Annotated in this window: 16 protein-coding genes; 15 read left to right on the forward strand and 1 reads right to left on the reverse strand. The window is 60.9% G+C overall.

Features of this window, described 5'->3' with window-relative positions; genetic code table 11:
* Window positions 1-303 precede the first annotated feature (303 nt).
* The 10 genes from ACPYOP_RS17605 (at window position 304) to ACPYOP_RS17650 (ending at window position 13,513) form a co-directional block, all read left to right on the forward strand.
* Complete coding sequence (locus ACPYOP_RS17605) at window positions 304-2,871, forward strand: winged helix-turn-helix domain-containing protein (RefSeq protein ID WP_481411653.1); 2,568 nt, start codon at window positions 304-306, stop codon at window positions 2,869-2,871.
* Between the two features lie 98 nt (window positions 2,872-2,969).
* Entirely contained in the window at window positions 2,970-4,661 is a 1,692-nt protein-coding gene (locus ACPYOP_RS17610) for a hydantoinase B/oxoprolinase family protein (RefSeq protein ID WP_481411654.1), read from the forward strand.
* Window positions 4,658-6,721, forward strand: a complete 2,064-nt coding sequence (locus tag ACPYOP_RS17615) for a hydantoinase/oxoprolinase family protein (RefSeq protein ID WP_481411655.1) — start codon at window positions 4,658-4,660, stop codon at window positions 6,719-6,721. Before ACPYOP_RS17610 ends, ACPYOP_RS17615 begins: the two co-directional genes overlap by 4 nt.
* 1 nt (window position 6,722) lies before the next feature.
* Window positions 6,723-7,820 carry an ABC transporter ATP-binding protein gene (locus tag ACPYOP_RS17620; RefSeq protein ID WP_481411656.1) on the forward strand — a complete coding sequence of 366 codons (1,098 nt, stop codon included), beginning with the start codon at window positions 6,723-6,725 and terminating at the stop codon, window positions 7,818-7,820.
* Window positions 7,821-7,868: 48 nt separating this feature from the next.
* On the forward strand, window positions 7,869-9,041 hold the full coding sequence (locus ACPYOP_RS17625; protein WP_481411657.1) for an ABC transporter substrate-binding protein: 1,173 nt from the start codon (window positions 7,869-7,871) through the stop codon (window positions 9,039-9,041).
* A gap of 87 nt (window positions 9,042-9,128) precedes the next feature.
* Window positions 9,129-9,983 (forward strand): ABC transporter permease, encoded by an 855-nt coding sequence (locus ACPYOP_RS17630; protein WP_481411658.1) that lies wholly within the window; start codon window positions 9,129-9,131, stop codon window positions 9,981-9,983.
* Window positions 9,980-10,780 carry an ABC transporter permease gene (locus ACPYOP_RS17635; protein WP_481411659.1) on the forward strand — a complete coding sequence of 267 codons (801 nt, stop codon included), beginning with the start codon at window positions 9,980-9,982 and terminating at the stop codon, window positions 10,778-10,780. The genes ACPYOP_RS17630 and ACPYOP_RS17635 overlap by 4 nt, the downstream gene beginning before the upstream one ends.
* A gap of 94 nt (window positions 10,781-10,874) precedes the next feature.
* Window positions 10,875-11,063 (forward strand): hypothetical protein, encoded by a 189-nt coding sequence (locus tag ACPYOP_RS17640; protein WP_481411660.1) that lies wholly within the window; start codon window positions 10,875-10,877, stop codon window positions 11,061-11,063.
* A 294-nt stretch (window positions 11,064-11,357) separates the two neighbouring features.
* Window positions 11,358-11,780, forward strand: a complete 423-nt coding sequence (locus ACPYOP_RS17645; protein WP_481411661.1) for a TadE/TadG family type IV pilus assembly protein — start codon at window positions 11,358-11,360, stop codon at window positions 11,778-11,780.
* On the forward strand, window positions 11,780-13,513 hold the full coding sequence (locus ACPYOP_RS17650; protein ID WP_481411662.1) for a pilus assembly protein TadG-related protein: 1,734 nt from the start codon (window positions 11,780-11,782) through the stop codon (window positions 13,511-13,513). The genes ACPYOP_RS17645 and ACPYOP_RS17650 overlap by 1 nt, the downstream gene beginning before the upstream one ends.
* 103 nt (window positions 13,514-13,616) lie before the next feature.
* Here the strand turns inward: ACPYOP_RS17650 and ACPYOP_RS17655 are convergent, their stop codons facing one another.
* The gene (locus ACPYOP_RS17655; RefSeq protein ID WP_481411663.1) at window positions 13,617-14,525 is read right to left on the reverse strand and encodes a LysR family transcriptional regulator; all 909 of its coding nucleotides are present in this window, start codon (window positions 14,523-14,525) and stop codon (window positions 13,617-13,619) included.
* 257 nt (window positions 14,526-14,782) lie between these two features.
* Between ACPYOP_RS17655 and ACPYOP_RS17660 the strand changes: the two genes are divergently transcribed.
* The 5 genes from ACPYOP_RS17660 to ACPYOP_RS17680 are packed head-to-tail and all read left to right on the forward strand — an operon-like array spanning window position 14,783 to window position 19,036.
* Window positions 14,783-15,589 (forward strand): 5-oxoprolinase subunit PxpA, encoded by an 807-nt coding sequence (locus ACPYOP_RS17660; RefSeq protein ID WP_481411664.1) that lies wholly within the window; start codon window positions 14,783-14,785, stop codon window positions 15,587-15,589.
* The gene (locus tag ACPYOP_RS17665) at window positions 15,576-15,818 is read left to right on the forward strand and encodes an acetyl-CoA carboxylase (RefSeq protein ID WP_481411665.1); all 243 of its coding nucleotides are present in this window, start codon (window positions 15,576-15,578) and stop codon (window positions 15,816-15,818) included. The genes ACPYOP_RS17660 and ACPYOP_RS17665 overlap by 14 nt, the downstream gene beginning before the upstream one ends.
* Window positions 15,815-17,200 carry an acetyl-CoA carboxylase biotin carboxylase subunit gene (locus ACPYOP_RS17670; protein ID WP_481411666.1) on the forward strand — a complete coding sequence of 462 codons (1,386 nt, stop codon included), beginning with the start codon at window positions 15,815-15,817 and terminating at the stop codon, window positions 17,198-17,200. Before ACPYOP_RS17665 ends, ACPYOP_RS17670 begins: the two co-directional genes overlap by 4 nt.
* On the forward strand, window positions 17,200-18,075 hold the full coding sequence (locus ACPYOP_RS17675; RefSeq protein ID WP_481411667.1) for a 5-oxoprolinase subunit B family protein: 876 nt from the start codon (window positions 17,200-17,202) through the stop codon (window positions 18,073-18,075). The genes ACPYOP_RS17670 and ACPYOP_RS17675 overlap by 1 nt, the downstream gene beginning before the upstream one ends.
* Window positions 18,065-19,036 (forward strand): 5-oxoprolinase subunit C family protein, encoded by a 972-nt coding sequence (locus tag ACPYOP_RS17680; RefSeq protein ID WP_481411668.1) that lies wholly within the window; start codon window positions 18,065-18,067, stop codon window positions 19,034-19,036. Before ACPYOP_RS17675 ends, ACPYOP_RS17680 begins: the two co-directional genes overlap by 11 nt.
* Window positions 19,037-19,064 lie beyond the last annotated feature (28 nt).

The following is a 19,064-nucleotide window of genomic DNA, read 5'->3' on the forward strand; positions in this document are numbered from 1 at the left end:
TTTGTTCTCTCAAGCATGTCGAGAGAGGCCGGCTTTCCTCTCAATGGATCGTCGCTTCGGAGATCTCGCGCTCGTCGTTGCAATGACGAGAAAAATCAACTAATGCATGTAGGTGTAGTCTTCTGAACGATAGAGATTAACCGGCTTTGCAAACGTTTTCGCGCGGGTTGCAAACTGCTTGCCAAGACAGCATCATCCGGCCCCATGAGTGGACAGAATCGATTTGCTCCCCCGTCCAGCGGGCAGCAAACTATTAGACGTAGCGACCTGTTGCGGCAGCTCCGGCGCGCCGGGCTGCGCCGTTTGACGACCATTGTCGCGCCCGCCGGCTACGGTAAGACTTTGCTCGCGGTCCAATGGTACGAGTTACTGAAGGAAGACGGGGTCAAGCTGTGCTGGGTGTCGCTCGATGCCGAGCATACGAACCAGGAAGCTTTCCTGCTCGCTCTGATCGATGCCCTGCAGACGCTTTCGAATGAGGACGGGGCGGACGCCGGCAACCTTCCGGCCGCAGCGCTTCTTTCCGTGCTCGGCACGCGCCTGCGCAAGATCGAGGAGCCGCTCGTCATCTTCCTCGACGACTATCACTTCGCTCAGACGGATGCGACCGAGGCCCTGATGGCAAAGATCCTTGCCGATCTTTCGCTCGAGCATGTCAAGCTGGTGCTGGTCAGCCGCAGCCCGCCGCGCTTTCCCCTGTCGGCCTTGCGGCTGCGCGGCGAATTCAAGCAGTTCGGTGTCGGCGAACTCGGCTTTTCCGATGCCGAAGCACGGGAGTTGTTCGAGGGCAAGGGCGCGCATCTGACCGAGGAGCAGGTCGGCTCCTTCAATCGCCGCACGGAGGGCTGGGCCGTCGCGCTGCAAATGGTAAGCCTGCTGGTCGCGGAATCGGAGGAAAGCGACACTATTCTCGCCTCCTTCGACGGCGGTGGCGCGGATATGGGCGCCTACCTTTCGGAGCAGGTGTTTGAACATCTGCCCGAGGATATCCGCCTGTTTCTGGTCGAGACCGCGGCCTTGCCGGCTTTCAATCAGCCGCTTCTCGAGGCGGTGCTGGAAAGTGACCTGCACGCGGGCTTGATCGAGCGACTGAACGAGTACGCCCTTCCGGTGACCTTGCTTGCCGGACCCGGCAACTGGATGCGGTTCCACCCGGTCTTCAACGAGTTTCTCAAAAGAACGGCCAGCCGCAGGGGTGTCGATGGCAACCGCTCCCTGAACCGCGCCGCACATTGGTTCGAGGCGCGCGCCGACATAGACCGCGCCGTCCACCATGCGCTTTTGGCGGGCGATGCCAATCTTGCGGCGCGCATTGTCGAAACCGCCGGCGGCTGGCGGCGCGTCTATGCCACCACGCGCGGCGGCGCAACGCTTTTCCAGGCCTTGAGCGGGCATGCCGCGGAGATCGATCTGGTCCGCTTTCCGCTCGCGACACTGGGGCTTTCGATTTTTCATGCCAAAGCGGCGCAGCTTGCCGCAGCCAATCATTACCTGGTCACGGCAGAGCGTGCCGCCGCCGGTGATCCGATCCTCGCGAAAGACCTGCGCGTCGTGCGCATTCTCCTTGCGCTTTATACGGATCACTGGGCGAGCTCGGCCGATCTTTCGGCATTGGAAGATGATTTGCAGCAGCCGGATGGCATGGAACTTATCCATAGGGCGCTGGCGCTCAACATGCTGTCCTACAATTTCCTCATCCGCGGCGAACTTGATCGGGCGCTGCATTACGGTCATCTCGCCATTCGCGCCTTTCGCGACGGCGGCGCCGATTTCGGTGCCATGCATCTCTACACGCATATCGGCCAGGCCTTCTTCCTGTCGGGCGATTGCGCGAGCGCGCTTGCCGCCTACGACGAATTGATCTGCGAGGCACAGACCAATATCGGACCCGGCAGCGATCTCGACGCGGTCGGCCAGGTCCTGAAGGCGGAAGTTTTATCGATGCGGGGCGAGGTGGAAGCCGCGGCCGGCATGCTGGAATGGGCGCTGCCGCATCTCGAACGCCACGATACATGGTTTGATCTTCTCGCCGCCGGCTTCATGGCCGAACAACGGGTCCTGCGCATGCATGGGGATTTCCTGGCAGCCCACGCCGCCATGGACCGCATTCGTGCGGCGGCGCGCCGACGCGGCTTCGATCGGCTTACCCGCCTGATCGATGGTGAGCGTGCCATGCTTCTCATGGCATCGGGTGATCTCGACCAGGCGATCCGGCACGCCGAGGCCAGTGGTTTTGGCTTACAGGCTATCGTTGCGGATCGCGCCAATCTGCTTTCCATCCATCTGCGCGGCGCGACGCCGGCAATTTTCTGGACGCGCGCCTATCTGGCGCTCGGCGAAATTTCCAAGGCGCGCGAGGTCTTCGACCAATTCAGAACGCGGCAGTCCCAGCGCCTGCATGTTCCGCGCGCCATCGAGCTTGCTCTCATCGAGATAGGGATTCTGCTTGCCGAGGACCGTACCGATCTGGCCGCCGCCCGCCTCTCCGATCTTGTGCTGACGATGCCGCTCGACGACTATCGGGCCTTGCTGCATCTCGATCATGCGGCGGGCCTTGGAGAGCTTCGCGCGCTTGCCAATCACCCGACAGTGGCAAACGTCACCCGCAAACGTCTCCAGTCTCTGCTCGTGGCTACAGAGACGATACAGGAGCCCGCCATTGCCGACGGCGGATCCGGCTTTACCGGCCGGGAACGCATGGTGCTGGAGTTGCTGAGTTCGGGGCTTTCCAACAAGGAAATCGGCCGGATGCTGGCGCTCTCCGACAACACGATCAAATTCCATCTGCGCAACATCTTTGCCAAGCTCAACGTCTCGACGCGGACGGCAGCCGTCACGGCAGCGCGTCAAAAGGGCATGCTCAATAAATAACCTACCCGAACGGGTGGGTTTCTGCATGAGCGCCCACCCATCGGGAAGGCTTTCGACGGACGAAAAAACACCTAATCTGCACTCGTGCGAATATTATAATGCGGGGTAGATTCGTGGTCGTCGTCGATCCGGTGACGCAGGAGATTATCGAGGGCAAACTGGCAGCCACCGTCGACGAGATGGGCGTGGTCATGGCCAGAACCTCGATGAGCCCGGTCATCTATGAGGTGCTTGATTTTGCCTGCGGCCTCCTGACGCCCGAAGGAGAGCTCGTGGCACAGATGAACGGCATCACGCTGTTCACCGGCACCTTCGGCACGCAGGTCAAGTCATTGATCGCACTCTATGGCGAAGATCTGGAAGATGGCGACATTCTCCTGACGAACGATCCCTATTCCGGCGGCACGCATGCCTGCGATTTTGCCATCGTCAAGCCGATCTTCTTCGAAGGACGGATTCTGGCCTATGCCATCAATGTTGCCCATTATCTTGACGTCGGCGGTTCGGTTCCCGGCTCGCTTGCGCCGAATGCCGTCTCCGTCTTTCAGGAAGGATTGCGGTTGCCGGGTGTGAAAGTGGTACGCAGCGACCGCTTCTCCGGAGAAGTCCTGCGCATCATCCGCGAAAATGTTCGTTTGCCCGACGTCGCGATCGGCGATCTCACAGCACAGGTGGCGACCGTTCGCGTTGCTGCCCGCCGCATGGCGGAATTGGCCCACAAATACGGAACCGACGTCGTAAAGGCCGCATTCGATCACCTCCTGACCGTGAGCGAAAGGCAGGCGCGCGCCGCTATCGCCGCGCTGCCCGACGGGGTCTATGAGGCGACTGACATTATCGATGGCGACGGCGTCACCACCGACCCCATCAGGGTCCAGGTGGCGGTCACGATCGCCGGCGATCGGCTGACGGCGGATTTCACCGGCTGCCCGCCGGCGGTCGTAGGGCCGATCAATTGCGCAGCGGGTGCGCTGCAATCGGCTGTTCGCACTATCTTCAAGGCGCTGGTGGCGCCGGAGGCGCCTTCCAACGAGGGCTGGTTCCGGCCGCTCACCGTCATCGCGCCGAAAGGTTCGGTTTTCACGGCGGAGAAGCCTTCTCCGACGGGTTGGTATTACGAAGGCTCGGTGCATGCCTCAGAGCTTGTCTGGAAGGCGCTTGCCAAGCTCATGCCCGAGCGCTTCTCCGCCGGTTCCTATACGAGCCTTTGCGTCGTCTACATCGCCGGCAAGGATGAGATGGGTGAGCCGTTCATCCATATCGAGCCGCAACACGGCGGCTGGGGGGCGAGCAAGGACGGCGACGGTGCCAATGCGCTGATCGCGCTGACCGATGGCGATACCTACAATTATTCCGTCGAGGTCATCGAAGCGCGCTTTCCGCTGCTCGTGCGACGCTATGCGCTGAATGTCGAGGGGGGATCGGGCGCCGGTCGCCGCCGCGGCGGTTTCGGCGTCATCCGCGACTACGAGATTCTTGGAGACGGCGTATCAGCCTATTGCAGCTTCGGGCGGACGGACACGCCGCCTTGGGGCATCGAAGGAGGCAAGCCCGGCAGCATCAATCTCCTGCAGGTGGAGGATGGCGGCAAGGTCAGCAATTTTGGCCGCGAGCCGCATATCGGGCTGAACAGCGGCGATCTCGTGCGCATCATCACCGGCGGCGGTGGCGGCTGGGGCGAGCCTAGCGCACGCGAGCCGGAGCGCGTCCGCCGCGATATCGAAGACGGCTACATCACCCGCGAGGCGGCCCGCAGCCACTACGGGTATGAAGAGAGGATGGCGGGATGATCAGACTGGCGACGGATGTAGGCGGTACGTTCACCGACCTCGTCGGTTATGATGAGCGCACGGGCGAGATCTTCACCGCCAAGAGCCTGACGACCGTTCACGATCAATCCGAAGGCGTTCTTGCGGCGATCGAACTTGCCGAGAAGAAGGACGGGCTTTCGACGCGCGATGTCATCTTCTTCGCCCATGGCGGAACGACCGTCATCAACGCGATCACCGAGCGCAAGGGCGTCAGGACGGCGCTGGTGACGACAGCCGGTTTTCGCGACGTATTGGAAATCGGCCGCGGCAATCGCCCCGATCTTTATAATCTCCAGTTCAAAAGCCCCGAACCCTTCGTGCCCCGCAGCCTGCGCTTCGAGGTGCGCGAGCGCATGGATGCCAAGGGCCGGGTGCTGACGCCCATTGAGCTTGGTGATGTCGAGGCGATCATCCGCGAGTGCCGCGCCCGCAAGGTCGAGGCGGTGGCCGTGATCTTCCTCCACAGCTACGTCAATCCCGAGCACGAAATCGCCTGCGCCAACGCGATTGCCGAGGCGCTGCCGGAGGTGACGGTCTGCGCCAGCCATGAGGTATCGCGTCAATGGCGGGAATATGAGCGCTCCAATACGGCGGTGCTCAACGCCTATGTGCAGCCGATCATCAAGCGCTATTTCGCCCGGCTCGAAAGCGCGTTGATGGAGCGCGATCTCACCTGCCCCTATTATGCGATGCAGTCGAATGGCGGCATCTCCACCTTCGATCAGGCGCAGATGAGCCCGTTGACGCTTGTCGAATCCGGTCCTGCCGGTGGCGTTGCGGGTGCTGCGCGTATCGGTGCCGTGATGGCTGAATCGGAAGTGCTGTCGCTCGATGTCGGCGGCACGACGGCAAAATGTTCCCTGATTCACGACAGCCGGCCGACGCTCGACAGTGAATACAAGCTTGAGCATACCCGCATCGCGCCCGGTTATCCGGTGCAGGTCCCGGTGGTCGATATCGTTGAGATCGGTGCCGGCGGCGGATCCATCGCCCGCATCGACGAGCGCGGCGCGCTCTGCGTCGGACCGGAAAGCGCCGGCTCGACCCCAGGCCCGGCCTGCTACGGAAGAGGCGGCGACAAGCCGACCCTTTCCGACGCCTTGCTGACGCTCGGCATTTTCGATCCGGCGAGCTTTGCCGGCGGGCAGATGCAGCTCGACAAATCCAAGGCCGCCGCCGCGATTGCGACGATTGCCACGCCGATGGACCTGTCGGTCGAAGATGCAGCGCTTGCCATCGTCAAGATCGCCCATGCCTCGATGATCAATGCGCTGAAGCTCGTGACGGTTCAGCGCGGGCACGATCCGCGCGACGCCGCTTTCGTCATTTCCGGCGGCGCCGGTCCTGCGCTTGCCGCCGGTCTCGGGCGCGATCTCGGGGTGAAGGTGACTGTCGTGCCGCCGCATCCCGGCATCTTTTCGGCCTGGGGCATGCTGGCGGCCGAGCCGCGAGCCGATTTCCGCAGCACCTGGTTTGCGCCTCTCGAGGCAGATGCCGTCAGCAATCTCAAGCGCCGGTTCGACGAGCTGAAACGGGATGCGGTCAGATATTTCTCCAAGGGCGATGCGGCCGAGATCCGCTACGTCTGCCGCGTCGAGGCGCGGTATCGCGGCCAGGAACACGGCGTCTTCGCCCTGTTCGAAATGGACGACGACGCTGAAAGCTTTGCGGAACGGTTCCATGCTGCACACGAGCGCGCCTATACTTTCCGCCTGTCCGTTTCGCCGGTCGAAATCACGATGATTCATCTCGAGGCCGTGCTCCACGGTCCCGTCATCGCCATCCCGAAACTCGATCGAAACGGCCGTTCGCTGGAGGCGGCCCTCAAGGGGCATCGCAAAGTCTATTTCGGCGGCGCGGTCGGCTGGGTATCCTGCCCCGTCTACGAACGCACGAAACTGCCCGCTTCCGAGAAGATCGCCGGCCCGCTCCTCATCGAGGAGGCGACGGCAACGTCGCTGGTGGCGGCCGGACAGGAACTTGAAGTGAGCAGGGAGGGGCTGCTGCTCATCCGCGAAAGCGATGGGAGAAGCGTCTGATATGGCGATTGCGATCAGTCTCGACCATATCGTCAGAAGTTTCGGGCCGATGCGCGCCGTCGACGACGTGACGCTCGACATTAGGGCAGGGGAGTTCTTTACGCTGCTCGGCTCGTCCGGCTGCGGTAAGAGCTCGCTTTTGAAGCTGGTCGGCGGTTTCGACAAGCCGACTTCGGGCCGCGTGTTTTTCGACGGAAAGGATATGGCCGGCGTTCCGGCCAATCGTCGGCCGGTCAATACGGTTTTCCAATCGCTCGGGCTCTTTCCGCATATGAATGTCGCGCAGAATGTCGGCTATGGGCTGAAGTTGCGTGGGCTTGCCGGTGCCGGGCTGAAGTCCAAGGTCGAGAATGCTTTGGATCTTGTCGAGCTTTCCGGCTTTGCCGATCGCGACGTCAATCTCCTTTCAGGCGGCCAGCGCCAGCGCGTGGCGCTCGCCCGCGCGCTCGTCATGGAGCCGGGCATCCTCCTCCTCGATGAACCGCTGACCGGACTTGACGAACGGTTGCGCCAGCAGATGCGTGACGAATTCGGGCGGCTCCACAAGCGCACCGGCGCGACCTTCATTCTCGTTACCCACAATCAGGACGAGGCGCTCAGCCTTTCCGATCGCATGGCCGTCATGCACAAGGGACGGATTGAGCAGACCGATGTGCCGGCGCGCTTCTTCGAGGCGCCGGCCAATGCTTTCGTTGCGCGCTTTGTCGGGATCGATACGCTTCTGAAGCCTGAAAACATTGCCATTTCCGGCGACAAGGCCATCGCTACCATTGCTGGCCAACGGCTGAGCGCGACTTTTTCGGGGGTTGCGCCGTCGTCCGACGCCCTGGTCGCAATCCGCCCCGACCGAATTGAGCTTGTCCCGGCTGGCGCGATAGCGGCCGAAACAATTGAACTTAAGGTTGTCGAAAGTATCTATCGCGGACTCAGCCATGACGTTACGCTCGCTTTCGCCGACAGCCAGCGTGTGGTGCTGACGACCAGCGCGGACGCGACCCCGCCCTTGCCGGGCGAAAGCGTGCGCGTGCGTCTGAAGCCGGGTGCCGCGCTCCTGATTGATCGTTCCGGAATACCGGCCTTGGCTGCAGGCGATGAGTAGAACCCGAATAGCTGAAACAAGCGAAAAAAGAGGGAAGGGAATGATACGATGAACAGAGATAGAGATCTCGCCTCCTCCGCCTTGAGGAGCAACATGCAGCGCCGTGACATGCTCAAACTGATGGGCGCGGGCGCGGCTGCGTTCTCCCTTGGTGGATTGGCCGCGACGCGGGCCATGGCCGATGACGCAACGGTTGCATTCTGGGCCACGGCCACGCTCGACATCGGCGAAAAATGGCAGGAATTTGCGCGCCAGAGCGGCGTTGCGCCTGAATTCACTGATAACGGCAACGATGTCGGCCCGGTCGTCGCGCGCCTTGCCGCCGGCAATGCCAACGACCTTTTCGATGTCGGCGGCTTTCAGGGCGGCGCCGAAAGGGAGCTTGCCAAGCAGGGCCTGATTACGCCCTGGGACGTTTCCAAGATCCCGAATTTCGCCGGCATCTGGCAATGGGCCAAGGATATCCCGACCTTGACCTATGAAGGCAAGCAATACGGCATCCCGACCGTCGTCAACGCCGACTCCATCATCTACCGCCCAGACAAGCTCGGCAAGGTCGACAGCTACGGCGTCATCTTCGATCCGAAGCTCAAGGGCCGGGTCGCGATGGAAGATGCCTGGATCAACAGCGCCATCTTCACGGCCATCTATCTCAAGGAAGCCGAAAACAAGCCGATCAAGGAGCCGGGCAACCTGACGGAATCCGAGCTCGGCCTCGTCATGGAATTCCTGATCAAGCACAAGAAGGACGGGCAGTTCCGAACCTTCTGGAACGGTTGGGAGCAGGGCGTGCAGTTGGTGGCGAACGAAGAGGTCGATGCCATGACCGGCTGGGAACCAATCGTCTATGAAGGCCGCAAGCGTGGGCTTCAGGTGGAATATGCCGTTCCCGTCGAAGGCTATGAAGGCTGGGGCAATAATACGGTGTTGCTCAAGGGTGCCGCGGAGCGTGGCAAGGCCGAGGCTGCCCACAAATTCGTCGATGCATTGCTTGCCGGCCTCTATGGCTGCGAGTTGGGCAAGGCGCGCGGCTATCTCGTGCCGACCGACAACAACCTCGCTTTCGCCAAGGCGCATCCCGACGAATACAAGGCGGACGACGTCGCCAAGCTCGCCGACCATGTGAAGGCCAAGTTCTCCGGAAAGGTCTACTGGCAGAATTGCCGTCCGGACAATTTCCAACTCTACGAGGAGTGGTGGCAGAAGCTGCGCAACGCCTGATGTAATGCGATGGACCGGGGCTGGCTGTCCAAGGACAGGCCGGCCCCGAACCAATGGGATCAACGCCGACAGAAGGAGGAATAGACCATGAAGACATCAGTTCTATTGCTGGCTGCTCCGCTTGCGGCGATCCTCGTGCTCGGCCTTGCGCCGCTGGTCCTGGTCGTGGTCTGGAGCTTTTGCGCCTGGGACTCGGCAACCTATTGGATCAAGCCGGAATTCAGCGTCGCCGCCTATGGCGCCATTTTGGAGGCGGGTCGCTGGAGCGTGTTTCTGTCGACCCTAGGCAAAGCGTTTCTGACCGCCAGCATTTGCCTCGTCATCGCCTATCCCACCGCCTACGCGATGTATTTCCTCGCCGGGCGCACGCTGTCGGTCGTTCTCGCCGCCCTTCTGACCATTCCGTTTTTCACATCCTATCTCATTCGCTCCTTTTCGTGGCGGCTGCTGCTTGGCCGCACCGGCGTCATCAACACGCTGCTTCAACAGGCCGGCATTACCGACGCGCCGCTCGACTGGCTGCTGTTCAGCGACTTTGCCGTCATCGTCGGGCTCGTCGCCTCCTATCTGCCGTTCGCCACCTTCCCCGTGCTGCTGTCGATGCGCCGCGTCGATCCGATCGCGCTGGCGGCATCGCGCGATCTCGGCGCCGGCTTCTGGACGATGGCGCGCACCGTGCTGCTGCCGCTGACCTATTCCGGCGTTTTCGCCGGGTTCCTGTTCGTCTTCGTCATGGTTGCCGGGTCGTCCACCGAGGTGCAGATGCTCGGCGGCGCCGGCGCATCGATCGTGTCCGTGATGATCAACGACGTCATGCGCGTCGCCAATTTCCCGCTGGCCTTTGCGATCTCGACGCTCATGCTTGTGATTGTCTTCGGACTGGTGCTGATCGGAGACGCCATATTCGGCCTCTCCTCGCTGTTCGAGGAGCGTGGCCAATGATCGTCAGGGAGGGAACGACGCCGCGCATCGTTATCTGGACACTGACCATAATCGGTCTCGCCGTGATCTATGCGCCGCCGCTCTATCTGCTCGGAGTCTCCTTCAATCCGGCGCTGCAGCCTGGCCTGCCGCATTTTTCCGACATCACATTGAAATGGTATTTCGCGCTCGGGGCGGAAAGTGCCCTTGTCGCCGCGCTCGGCCAATCGATCATGATTGCGCTTGCGACAGCTGCCATCGCGACTTTGCTCTCGCTTGGCGCGGCGCTGGCCCATCGCGAGCTGTACCGCGGCCGTGGCCTGTGGTTCCTGACGGTGCTTCTGCCGATGTTCGTACCGGGGGTCATCCAGGGACTGGCGCTATCGACCGTTATCAGCCGCGCCGGCGTGAAGGCATCGGCGCTGACCGTCATTGCCGGTCATCTGCTGTGGGCAATGCCCTTCGCCTTCATCGTCATCCTGACAAGCTTTGCCGCCGTCAAGCGGACCTATCTGATGGCGGCGGATGATCTTGGTGCGAGCCGCCTCCGACAATTCCTGGATATTACCCTGCCGTTGATCCGCCCGGGCCTCGTCAGCGCCTTCATCTTTTCGTTCCTTCTGTCCCTCAACGAGTTTACGCGCGCCTTCTATCTGGCCGGTCGCCAAAACACGTTGCCGGTGGTGCTGTTCGGCAAGATGAATGCCGGCGCTTCGCCAACGATTTACGCCATGTCCGGCGCAATCTTTCTAGTCTCCAGCGTTTGCGTGGTGGTCGTGGCACTGCGTTCGCTGCTCATGCAACGCGAAGCGGGTTGATCGATATGAAAAAGCAACTGACGGACCACACACTCCGCCGGCCCCTAGCCCTCCATGAACGGGAGTATAGAGGATGAAACAAGAGTCCAAGCTGATGGCGCTGATCCGCGCTGGAAAAAGACAGGAAGCGTTTGACATGATCGAGCGGCTGAAAGCGGTCACGCAATCGTTGCCGACATCGATCAAGGTGGATCGCACAGGTGCCGTGACCTATTACAAAGGAAACCGCTGCTTTGTAAGAAACCTGCAAGGCCGGTGGGAACTTGCGCCGAAGAAAAAGTAGATCGCCGCCTTACGCGTTATGGCGTCGGCCTCACGGCCCGATCAGGCCGGAGAAATGACAGCCTTCTGTCACCGCGATGGCGGCGGATGCCGTGATCAGAGGCGGGACAGCTATTCGGGAGCGGCGTGTGGCGACGATCAAGAAAGTAATGAGAACTTTATCAAGTATCTAATATAATTAAGCTGTAATAATATTAGAAATTATCTTATTTAGAAATATAAAATTAACGGCCAAAGTCTAAGGTCTCCTCGACCGTCATCGCATAGATGACGGCCGATTGCAGGAGACAGGACCATGTATCGTGTTTCTCATTTCGGCAGGGGCAAGGAGGGAGCAGCAGCGGTCGAATTCGCTTTAATTGCGCCGCTTTTTTTCCTGCTGCTTCTCACATTGGTTGCCTTCGGCATCTATCTCGCCGCAGCCCATTCCCTGCAGCAGCTGACGGCCGATGCCGCGCGGACCGCGATCGCCGGGTTGTCGTCCGATGAGCGAAGCCAGCTGGTTCAGGACTTCGTCACCCGCTCGACGATCAACGACGCCTTCATCGACAAGAGCAAGTTGACGGTTACCGTCGCGACGGACCCGACCAATGCCAATCAGTTCACCGTGAGCGCCGCCTACGACGCATCCGATCTACCGATTTGGAACCTCTACACTTTCGCGATGCCGGATTCCACCATCCATCGCTATTCGACCATCCGGCTGGGAGGTCTCTGATGAAGGGGCTTCTCGGTCGGCTCGCCGCCTTGGCGGACAGGCGGGGAAATGTCGCGGTGACCACCGCGCTTGTCTCTCCCTTGATCCTTTACTGCCTCGGCCTCGGTATTGATTACGGCATGATGACGCTGCAGCAGCGGCGCCTGCAGCAGCTGAGCGATATTGGCGCGATCACGGCCGCCGCCGATATCGCAAATGCCCAAAGCGCGCTCCTGACCAATCTTCAAAGCAACGGCACGACGGCCGCGGTCGCGTCGGGCAGCGGCTATATGACGACCAGCGGGCAGATTACGGCTACGGCAGCCACTTCAGGCCAATATGAAACCTTGGGCAACATGGTTCTGGGGTCCTATAAGGCGGACACATCCGTGGCACCTGAAAGCCGCTTCACCTCGGGAACGTCCCCGTCCGATTCGGTAAAGGTCACGCTTACCCAGAAGGCCGTCATGCCTTTTGCCTCCGCTTTTGCCGACCCGCTGACCTTGAGCGCCACGGGCACTGCTTCCAGCGAGCGTCTGGCGGCTTTTTCTGTCGGGTCGCGGCTGGCAAGCCTTAATGGCGGCATTCTAAACAAGTTCCTGGGTTCTCTCCTTGGAACGCAGATCTCTCTCAATTTGGTTGACTATCAGTCGCTCATCAGCGCGAAGGTAAACCTCTTGAGCTTCCTCAATCTGTTGGCGGCGGATCTCAAGCTGACTGGGGTAAGCTACAATCAGCTCCTGGCGACCGATGTCACCTATGACAAGATTCTCGGCGCGCTTGGCAAATCGTCCAATCTTTCACCCGCGGTCGTCACCATCATCAACAATCTGGGCAAGACGCTGGGGACCACGAAGCTGACCGTCAAGCTGCAGGATATTGTGAACCTCGGTCCTCTGGGTAAGGATGTCGTCGGAACCGCGCCCAACCTGACCTCCACGATCAGCGTGATGGACCTGATCTCCGCAACTGCGATGGCGGCCAACCAACAAAGGCAGATCGCTGTCGATCTCGGGGCTACCGTGCCCGGCCTTACGACGGCGAAGATGACGCTGGCGATTGGAGAGATCGCACAACAAACGCCGGCTGCCGCAGTAGGTGCGCCGGGCACCATCGTTCGCACACCGCAGGTGCGCGCGGCAATCGAGGTTTCGGTCACTGGTCTGTCCCTGATTGCGGGATTAAAGATCAGGGTGCCGCTTTATGTCGAAATCGCGCCCGCCGAGGCCAAGCTTGCCTCGATCAGCTGTGTCGGCGGCAGCATGCCGAACGCCGTCGTTGGGATCGACGCCGTGCCCGGCGTGGCGGAGATCGCGCTTGGAGACGTCGATACCTCGGCCTTCGTGAATTTCGGTTCCAAGCCGCGAGTTACTCCAGCGGCGATCATCGATTCCTTGCTTCTGAAAGTGATCGCAAGCGCACAGGTCGATGTCGCCAATATGAGCCCGACACGCGTGACCTTTCAGCCCTCGGAAATTTCCGCCGGCACCGTCAAGACCGTTTCGACAAGCACTATCCTGACCTCGGCCGTCCAATCACTTTTGAAAAACGCCAACATCAGCATCCAGGTGCTCATTCTGACCCTTGGCACGCCGAGCGCGGTGCTGGGAGCCGTCGCCGATACGCTGTCTGCCGTCACCGCCCCGGTCGACCAGCTCCTCTACAATCTGCTCGGAGTGCTTGGCGTCGGTGTCGGTCAGGCCGACATAAGGGTGACGGATGCGCGCTGCATGCAGCCTGTACTCGTCCAATGACGGTTCGGCGCAGTCGATCCATGTGGCGGATCCCGCATTCTTTCGGTGCAAGCACGGAAATGCGTCAGTCTCAACCGGGCAATGCTGCCAAAGCGCGTTGTGATTAGGAATTGGTGCCCGGCAGGCTGTAGGCCTGCTGAAAATAGCGTCGGAAGGCAAGCATCGGCGGGCTGAATTCGACATTGGCGCGCCAGGCGAGACCCACATCCATCGGCGGAACCGGATCCTGGATGTTCACGGTCTCGATGCGCCGCCCCTCGAGCGACCAGGGGCGATGCACCATATCCGAAAGGATGGCGACACCGAGCCCGTTTGCTACCATCGACCTGACAGCCTCGATCGAACTGGTCCTCAAGAGCACGTTCGGCTGATAGGAGCTTCGGCTCCAGTACCGCAAGGAAGAATGGGCTGCTTCGTCGACCGTCAGCATGATGTAGGGCTCCTCGGCGATCTCACGCAGGCCGATACCGTCGCGGCGCTGCAGGTCGTGACCCGCCGGAAGCCAAAGGCGCCTAACAGAGCTCAAAAGTGTTTCGGTTGCCAGCATCGGGTTGAGAATGTTCGAGGTCAGCAGCACCGAAATGTCGTAGCGATTGCTGAGCAGGCCCTCCTCGATCGATTCGCGATTGACCTCGTAGAGCTGGATTTTCAGCTTCGGATAGAGACGGCGGATACGCTCGATGTGAAGCGGCAGGAAATAGCCGATGACGGTATAGGTTGCGGCGACGACAAGCTCTCCCTCGATGTCGCTGCTGACGAGATTGAGATGGGTCGCCTCGTCGACCTTGGCCAGAATTTCATAGGCGTGAGACAGGAATTGCCGCCCGGCCGTCGTCAGCTCCATCCCTTGGGGCGTGCGGTTGAATAGCGACACGCCGACTGTCAATTCGAGATCCTTAATCGCGGCGGTAACGGCGGATTGTGAGATCGACAGGCTGACGGCCGCATGCGAGATCTGACCATATTCGGCCGTTGCAACGAAATAGCGAAGCTGCCGCAGGCTCAGGCTCATAACGTCTCCCATCTATTTATCAGAAAACCGCTGCATCGAATCAGATCTGGCAGATCTAAGACGAGCAAGTTCTCGGCTTAATTTTGCGCGATAACTCTATCATATTGATAAATACCAATAATTATTGATGCCATTTTAGGCGATGATATCAATTTATCAGATAATGATGCTTTGAAAATTGTATTTTTCAAGAGACGCCTTTCTCTCTAGCGTCTTCACATCGGTCCTGATTGGAGCGCACATATCTGAGGGAATGCATGAAGGAAGCTGTCGACATCAACTGCGACATGGGGGAGGCCTTCGGGCGATGGCGGATCGGCGACGCGCATGACGAGGAGCTCATTTCGCTCATCAGTTCCGCCAATATCGCGACCGGCTTTCATGCCGGCGATCCCAATCTGATGGATGAGACCGTGCGGATGGCCGCCGCCCACGGCGTCGGCGTCGGAGCTCATCCCGGCTATAACGATCTCCAGGGCTTCGGGCGGCGCAAGATCAACGGCACCAGCCGCGAGATTATCAACGATCTGATCTATCAGGTCGGCGCGCTGAGGGAATTCGCCAGACGCCACGGCGTGCCCGTCCAGCATGTGAAGCCGCACGGCGCCCTCTATATGGAACTGGCGGCGAACACGGATCTTTCGCAGATATTCATACAATATATGCGCACGGCGGCGCCGAATATGTCCGTCTTCTGCATGGACGGTTCGGCGACCTGCCTTGCCGCCGAGGAGGCCGGCCAGCCCGTCGTCCGCGAGTTCTATGCCGATCGCGACTATGGCGATGCGGGCTGGATCGTCTTTACCAGGGATGCGGGTCGTCCCGATCCCAAGGCAATTGCCCGCAAGGTGATCAGGGCCTGCACGGAAGGTGTCGTGCGCACCGTCACTGGTGCCGATATTCCGATCGCCTTCGATTCCATCTGTTTTCATTCCGATACTTTGGGTGCGCTCGACATCGTGCGCCACATGCGCGAGGCCCTCGTTGCCGAGGGCATCAGAATTGCACCCGTTTCACAGATTTTGAACAGCGACGCAGCGCGGAGGTCCCATGAGCAGGCTTGAGATCAGATCACCCCTTCCGGGAACCTTCTACAGGGCCTCCTCTCCCGACACGCCGCCCTTCAAGGCCGAGGGCGATGCCGTCGCCGCCGGCGATACGATCGGCCTCATCGAGGTCATGAAGACCTTTCAGCAGATCCCGGCCGGGCTCGACGGCAAGAACATCACCTTCCTCGTCGACAATGAGGAGCCCGTCATGGCCGGCCAGATCATCGCGGAGGTGGATCCATGACGATCCGTTCGGTTCTGGTTGCCAATCGCGGCGAGATCGCCGTCAGGATCATAAAGGCCGCCAAGGCGCTCGGCATTCGCACTGTGCAGGTCCATAGCGCGGCGGATGCCGACATGCTCGCGGTGAAAATGGCGGACGAAGCGATCGATATCGGCTCGCCGGCTCCAAAGAAATCCTATCTGAACATCGAAGCCATCGTCTCGGCAGCGCGTTCGGCTGGCGTGGATGCCGTTCATCCCGGATATGGGTTTCTGTCTGAAAACGGAGATTTCGCCGATGCCGTCGAGACGGCGGGCATGATCTTCATCGGGCCGAGCGGCGAGGCTATCCGATTGCTGGGCGACAAGGTGGCGGCGCGCGCGATTGCGGCCCGCGCCGGCGTGCCAACGGTGCCGGGAAGCGACGGCCGCGTGGCCGATATCGCGGCTGCCGAGGCAATTGCCGAGCGCACCGGTTTTCCAGTCATGATCAAGGCCGCAGCAGGCGGCGGCGGGCGTGGCATCCGCATCGTTCAGTCACCCTCCGAACTTCGGGAGCAGTTTCCGCTCGCCTCGGCGGAGGCGGCCGCCGCTTTCGGCGATGGCGGCCTCTACATGGAGAAGGTCATTGCCCGCGCCCGTCATATCGAGGTGCAGATCTTTGGTGACGGACAGAACTTCGTACATTGTTTCGAGCGCGAGTGCTCGCTGCAGCGTCGTCGCCAGAAGGTCTGGGAGGAAGCGCAGGCCTTCCAGTTGCCCGATGACGTCAGGCAGCGGCTGTGCGCCAGCGCCGTAGCGCTTGCCGCCGAAGTCGGCTATCGCGGGGCGGGCACGGTCGAATATCTCTACGACGAGGATAGCAGGCAGTTCTATTTCATCGAAGTGAACACGCGCATCCAGGTCGAGCATCCGGTGACCGAGATGATTACCGGCATCGATCTGGTGCAGGAAATGTTCAAGGTCGCGGGCGGCGCTCCCCTGTCGCTGTCGCAGTCCGATATTCGGGTGCGTGGTCACGCCATCGAGTGCCGGATCAATGCCGAGGATCCGGCCAAGGGCTTTCTGCCTGCGCCCGGTACGGTGACGAGGCTGTCTATTCCGGAAGGCGAGGGCATCCGTTTCGATACGATGCTTTACGCCGGCTATACCGTGCCGCCCTTCTACGATTCGCTTCTCGGCAAGCTGATTGTCTGGGCAGAAGATCGCAATGCCTGCCTCGACAGGCTGGCCGCCGCCCTTTCCAACCTGACGATCGAGGGGCTGCCGACGACGATCCCCCTACACCTCGCGCTTGCCCGCGACCCGTCGGTGCGCAAGGGCGCATTCCACACGCGTTTTCTCGAATCCTGGCTGGAGACCGATTTTTCCGCGGTTGACGGCATGTCAGCGGAGGTTGCCTGATGCCTGCTCGCTTTACATTCGGAGGTGACGAACATCTCTTCGTCGAATGCAGCGACGAGATGTCCCTCGAAGCTTTCTTCAAAAGCCTGTCGATGGCCAAGGGGGTGCGCGAGAGCGCCATCAAGGGCGTAACGGAAATCTGCCCCGCCAATGCTTCCTTTCAGATCAAGTTCGATCCGGACCTGATCAAGCCGGACGATCTCCTGCGCGAAGTCAAGGCAATCGAGGGAGCGGCCGAAAAGGCGGAACCCGTCATTACCACCCGCATCGTCGAAATCCCGGTCTTCTACAACGATCCGTGGACACATGAGACGCTGATGCGCTTCCGCGAACGGCATCAGGAGCCGTCGGGCACCGATCTCGACTATGCCGCTGGGATTAACGGCTATGGAGCGGTCGAGGATTTCATCTCGGCCCATGCCGGATCGCCATGGTTCGTTTCCATGGTCGGCTTCGTTGCCGGCCTGCCGTTCATGTATCAGATGGTGGAACGGCAGCGGCAGATCGAAGTGCCGAAATATCTGCGTCCGCGCACCGACACGCCACGGTTGACGGTGGGACATGGCGGCTGCTTCGGCTGCATCTATTCGGTACGCGGCGCAGGCGGCTACCAGATGTTCGGCATCACGCCGATGCCGATCTTCGATCCCACGCAATCGACGAGCTATCTGCGCGATTTCATGGTGTTCTTCCGCCCCGGCGACATCGTGAAATTCCGGCCGATCGATCGCGACGGCTATGACCAGGCGGTCGAAGATGTCGACAAGGGACGCTTCGCGCCGCCGATCCGCGAGGTCAAATTCGATCTCAGGCAATACCAGGCCGATATCGACGGCTACAACGCCAAGCTGGAGGGCGCGCTGCATGGCCATTAAGGTTCTTCATCACGGCCTTTCGACCACCGTTCAGGATCTTGGGCGGCCCGGCTACTTCCATCTCGGCATTCCCATCGGCGGCGCCATGGATCGCTACGCCATGCGGGCGGCAAATCTTCTCGTCGGCAATGACGAGGGTGCCGCCGGGCTTGAGGCCGTCTTCATGGGGCCGAAGCTCGAATTTGTCGACGATGCGCTGATTGCGGTCACCGGTGCCGACATGCCCGTCAGGATCGGCGGTGAACCCCAGCCGGGCTGGACAGCGCTCAAGGTCAGGGCAGGGCAGACGGTAAGCTTCGACTTCCTGAAATCGGGTGCGCGGATCTGCATTGCGGTATCGGGCGGCATCGACGTCCCGCAAGCGCTCGGCAGTCGGTCGACCTATGCGATCGGCGCTCTCGGCGGCTTCAAAGGCAGACCCATCGCTGCTGGAGACGAGCTTCCTGTCGGTTCCGGCTCCATGGCAAGCGCGGGCCGATCCGTTGCCGAAGAGTTGCGCCGCAAGCCCGGCACCCCGGCCGAACTCAGGGTCTTGCCAGGCCTCTACTGGGACCGGCTGACCGAGGAGACGAAGAGCAACTTCTTTGCCGACCAATGGAAGGTGGCGCCGGAGGCCGATCGCATGGGGTATCGCTTCCGCGGTGGCCGCAAGCTCGAATTCGTCGAGCGCAAGCAGCCCTTCGGCGCGGGCTCAGATCCCTCCAACATCGTCGACAGCTGCTATCCCTATGGCTCGATCCAGGTGCCCGGTGGGACGGAACCGATCATCCTGCATCGCGATGCCGTTTCCGGCGGTGGTTACTTCATGCTGGGAACGGTGATCTCGGCCGACATGGACCTGATCGCGCAATTGCAGCCGCATACACCGACACAGTTCGCGGAGGTCACGATGGATGAGGCGCTGGCGGCGCGCGGGGACCGGCAGGCCTTGCTTGCACGCCTCCGTGCGGCTCTGGCATAAAGGGTCAAACAGATGGCCGCCTTCTCGC

Source organism: Rhizobium sp. KNZ2-6A, assembly GCF_056755475.1.

Bases quoted from the DNA above. Each gene is read 5' to 3' on its own strand.
- ACPYOP_RS17680 (WP_481411668.1), top strand. From the start codon at position 18,065: ATGGCCATTAAGGTTCTTCATCACGGCCTTTCGACCACCGTTCAGGAT.
- ACPYOP_RS17610 (WP_481411654.1), top strand. From the start codon at position 2,970: ATGCGGGGTAGATTCGTGGTCGTCGTCGATCCGGTGACGCAGGAGATT.
- ACPYOP_RS17615 (WP_481411655.1), top strand. From the start codon at position 4,658: ATGATCAGACTGGCGACGGATGTAGGCGGTACGTTCACCGACCTCGTC.
- ACPYOP_RS17640 (WP_481411660.1), top strand. From the start codon at position 10,875: ATGGCGCTGATCCGCGCTGGAAAAAGACAGGAAGCGTTTGACATGATC.
- ACPYOP_RS17620 (WP_481411656.1), top strand. From the start codon at position 6,723: ATGGCGATTGCGATCAGTCTCGACCATATCGTCAGAAGTTTCGGGCCG.
- ACPYOP_RS17635 (WP_481411659.1), top strand. From the start codon at position 9,980: ATGATCGTCAGGGAGGGAACGACGCCGCGCATCGTTATCTGGACACTG.
- ACPYOP_RS17675 (WP_481411667.1), top strand. From the start codon at position 17,200: ATGCCTGCTCGCTTTACATTCGGAGGTGACGAACATCTCTTCGTCGAA.
- ACPYOP_RS17670 (WP_481411666.1), top strand. From the start codon at position 15,815: ATGACGATCCGTTCGGTTCTGGTTGCCAATCGCGGCGAGATCGCCGTC.
- ACPYOP_RS17650 (WP_481411662.1), top strand. From the start codon at position 11,780: ATGAAGGGGCTTCTCGGTCGGCTCGCCGCCTTGGCGGACAGGCGGGGA.
- ACPYOP_RS17660 (WP_481411664.1), top strand. From the start codon at position 14,783: ATGAAGGAAGCTGTCGACATCAACTGCGACATGGGGGAGGCCTTCGGG.
- ACPYOP_RS17665 (WP_481411665.1), top strand. From the start codon at position 15,576: ATGAGCAGGCTTGAGATCAGATCACCCCTTCCGGGAACCTTCTACAGG.
- ACPYOP_RS17645 (WP_481411661.1), top strand. From the start codon at position 11,358: ATGTATCGTGTTTCTCATTTCGGCAGGGGCAAGGAGGGAGCAGCAGCG.
- ACPYOP_RS17630 (WP_481411658.1), top strand. From the start codon at position 9,129: ATGAAGACATCAGTTCTATTGCTGGCTGCTCCGCTTGCGGCGATCCTC.
- ACPYOP_RS17625 (WP_481411657.1), top strand. From the start codon at position 7,869: ATGAACAGAGATAGAGATCTCGCCTCCTCCGCCTTGAGGAGCAACATG.
- ACPYOP_RS17655 (WP_481411663.1), bottom strand. From the start codon at position 14,525: ATGAGCCTGAGCCTGCGGCAGCTTCGCTATTTCGTTGCAACGGCCGAA.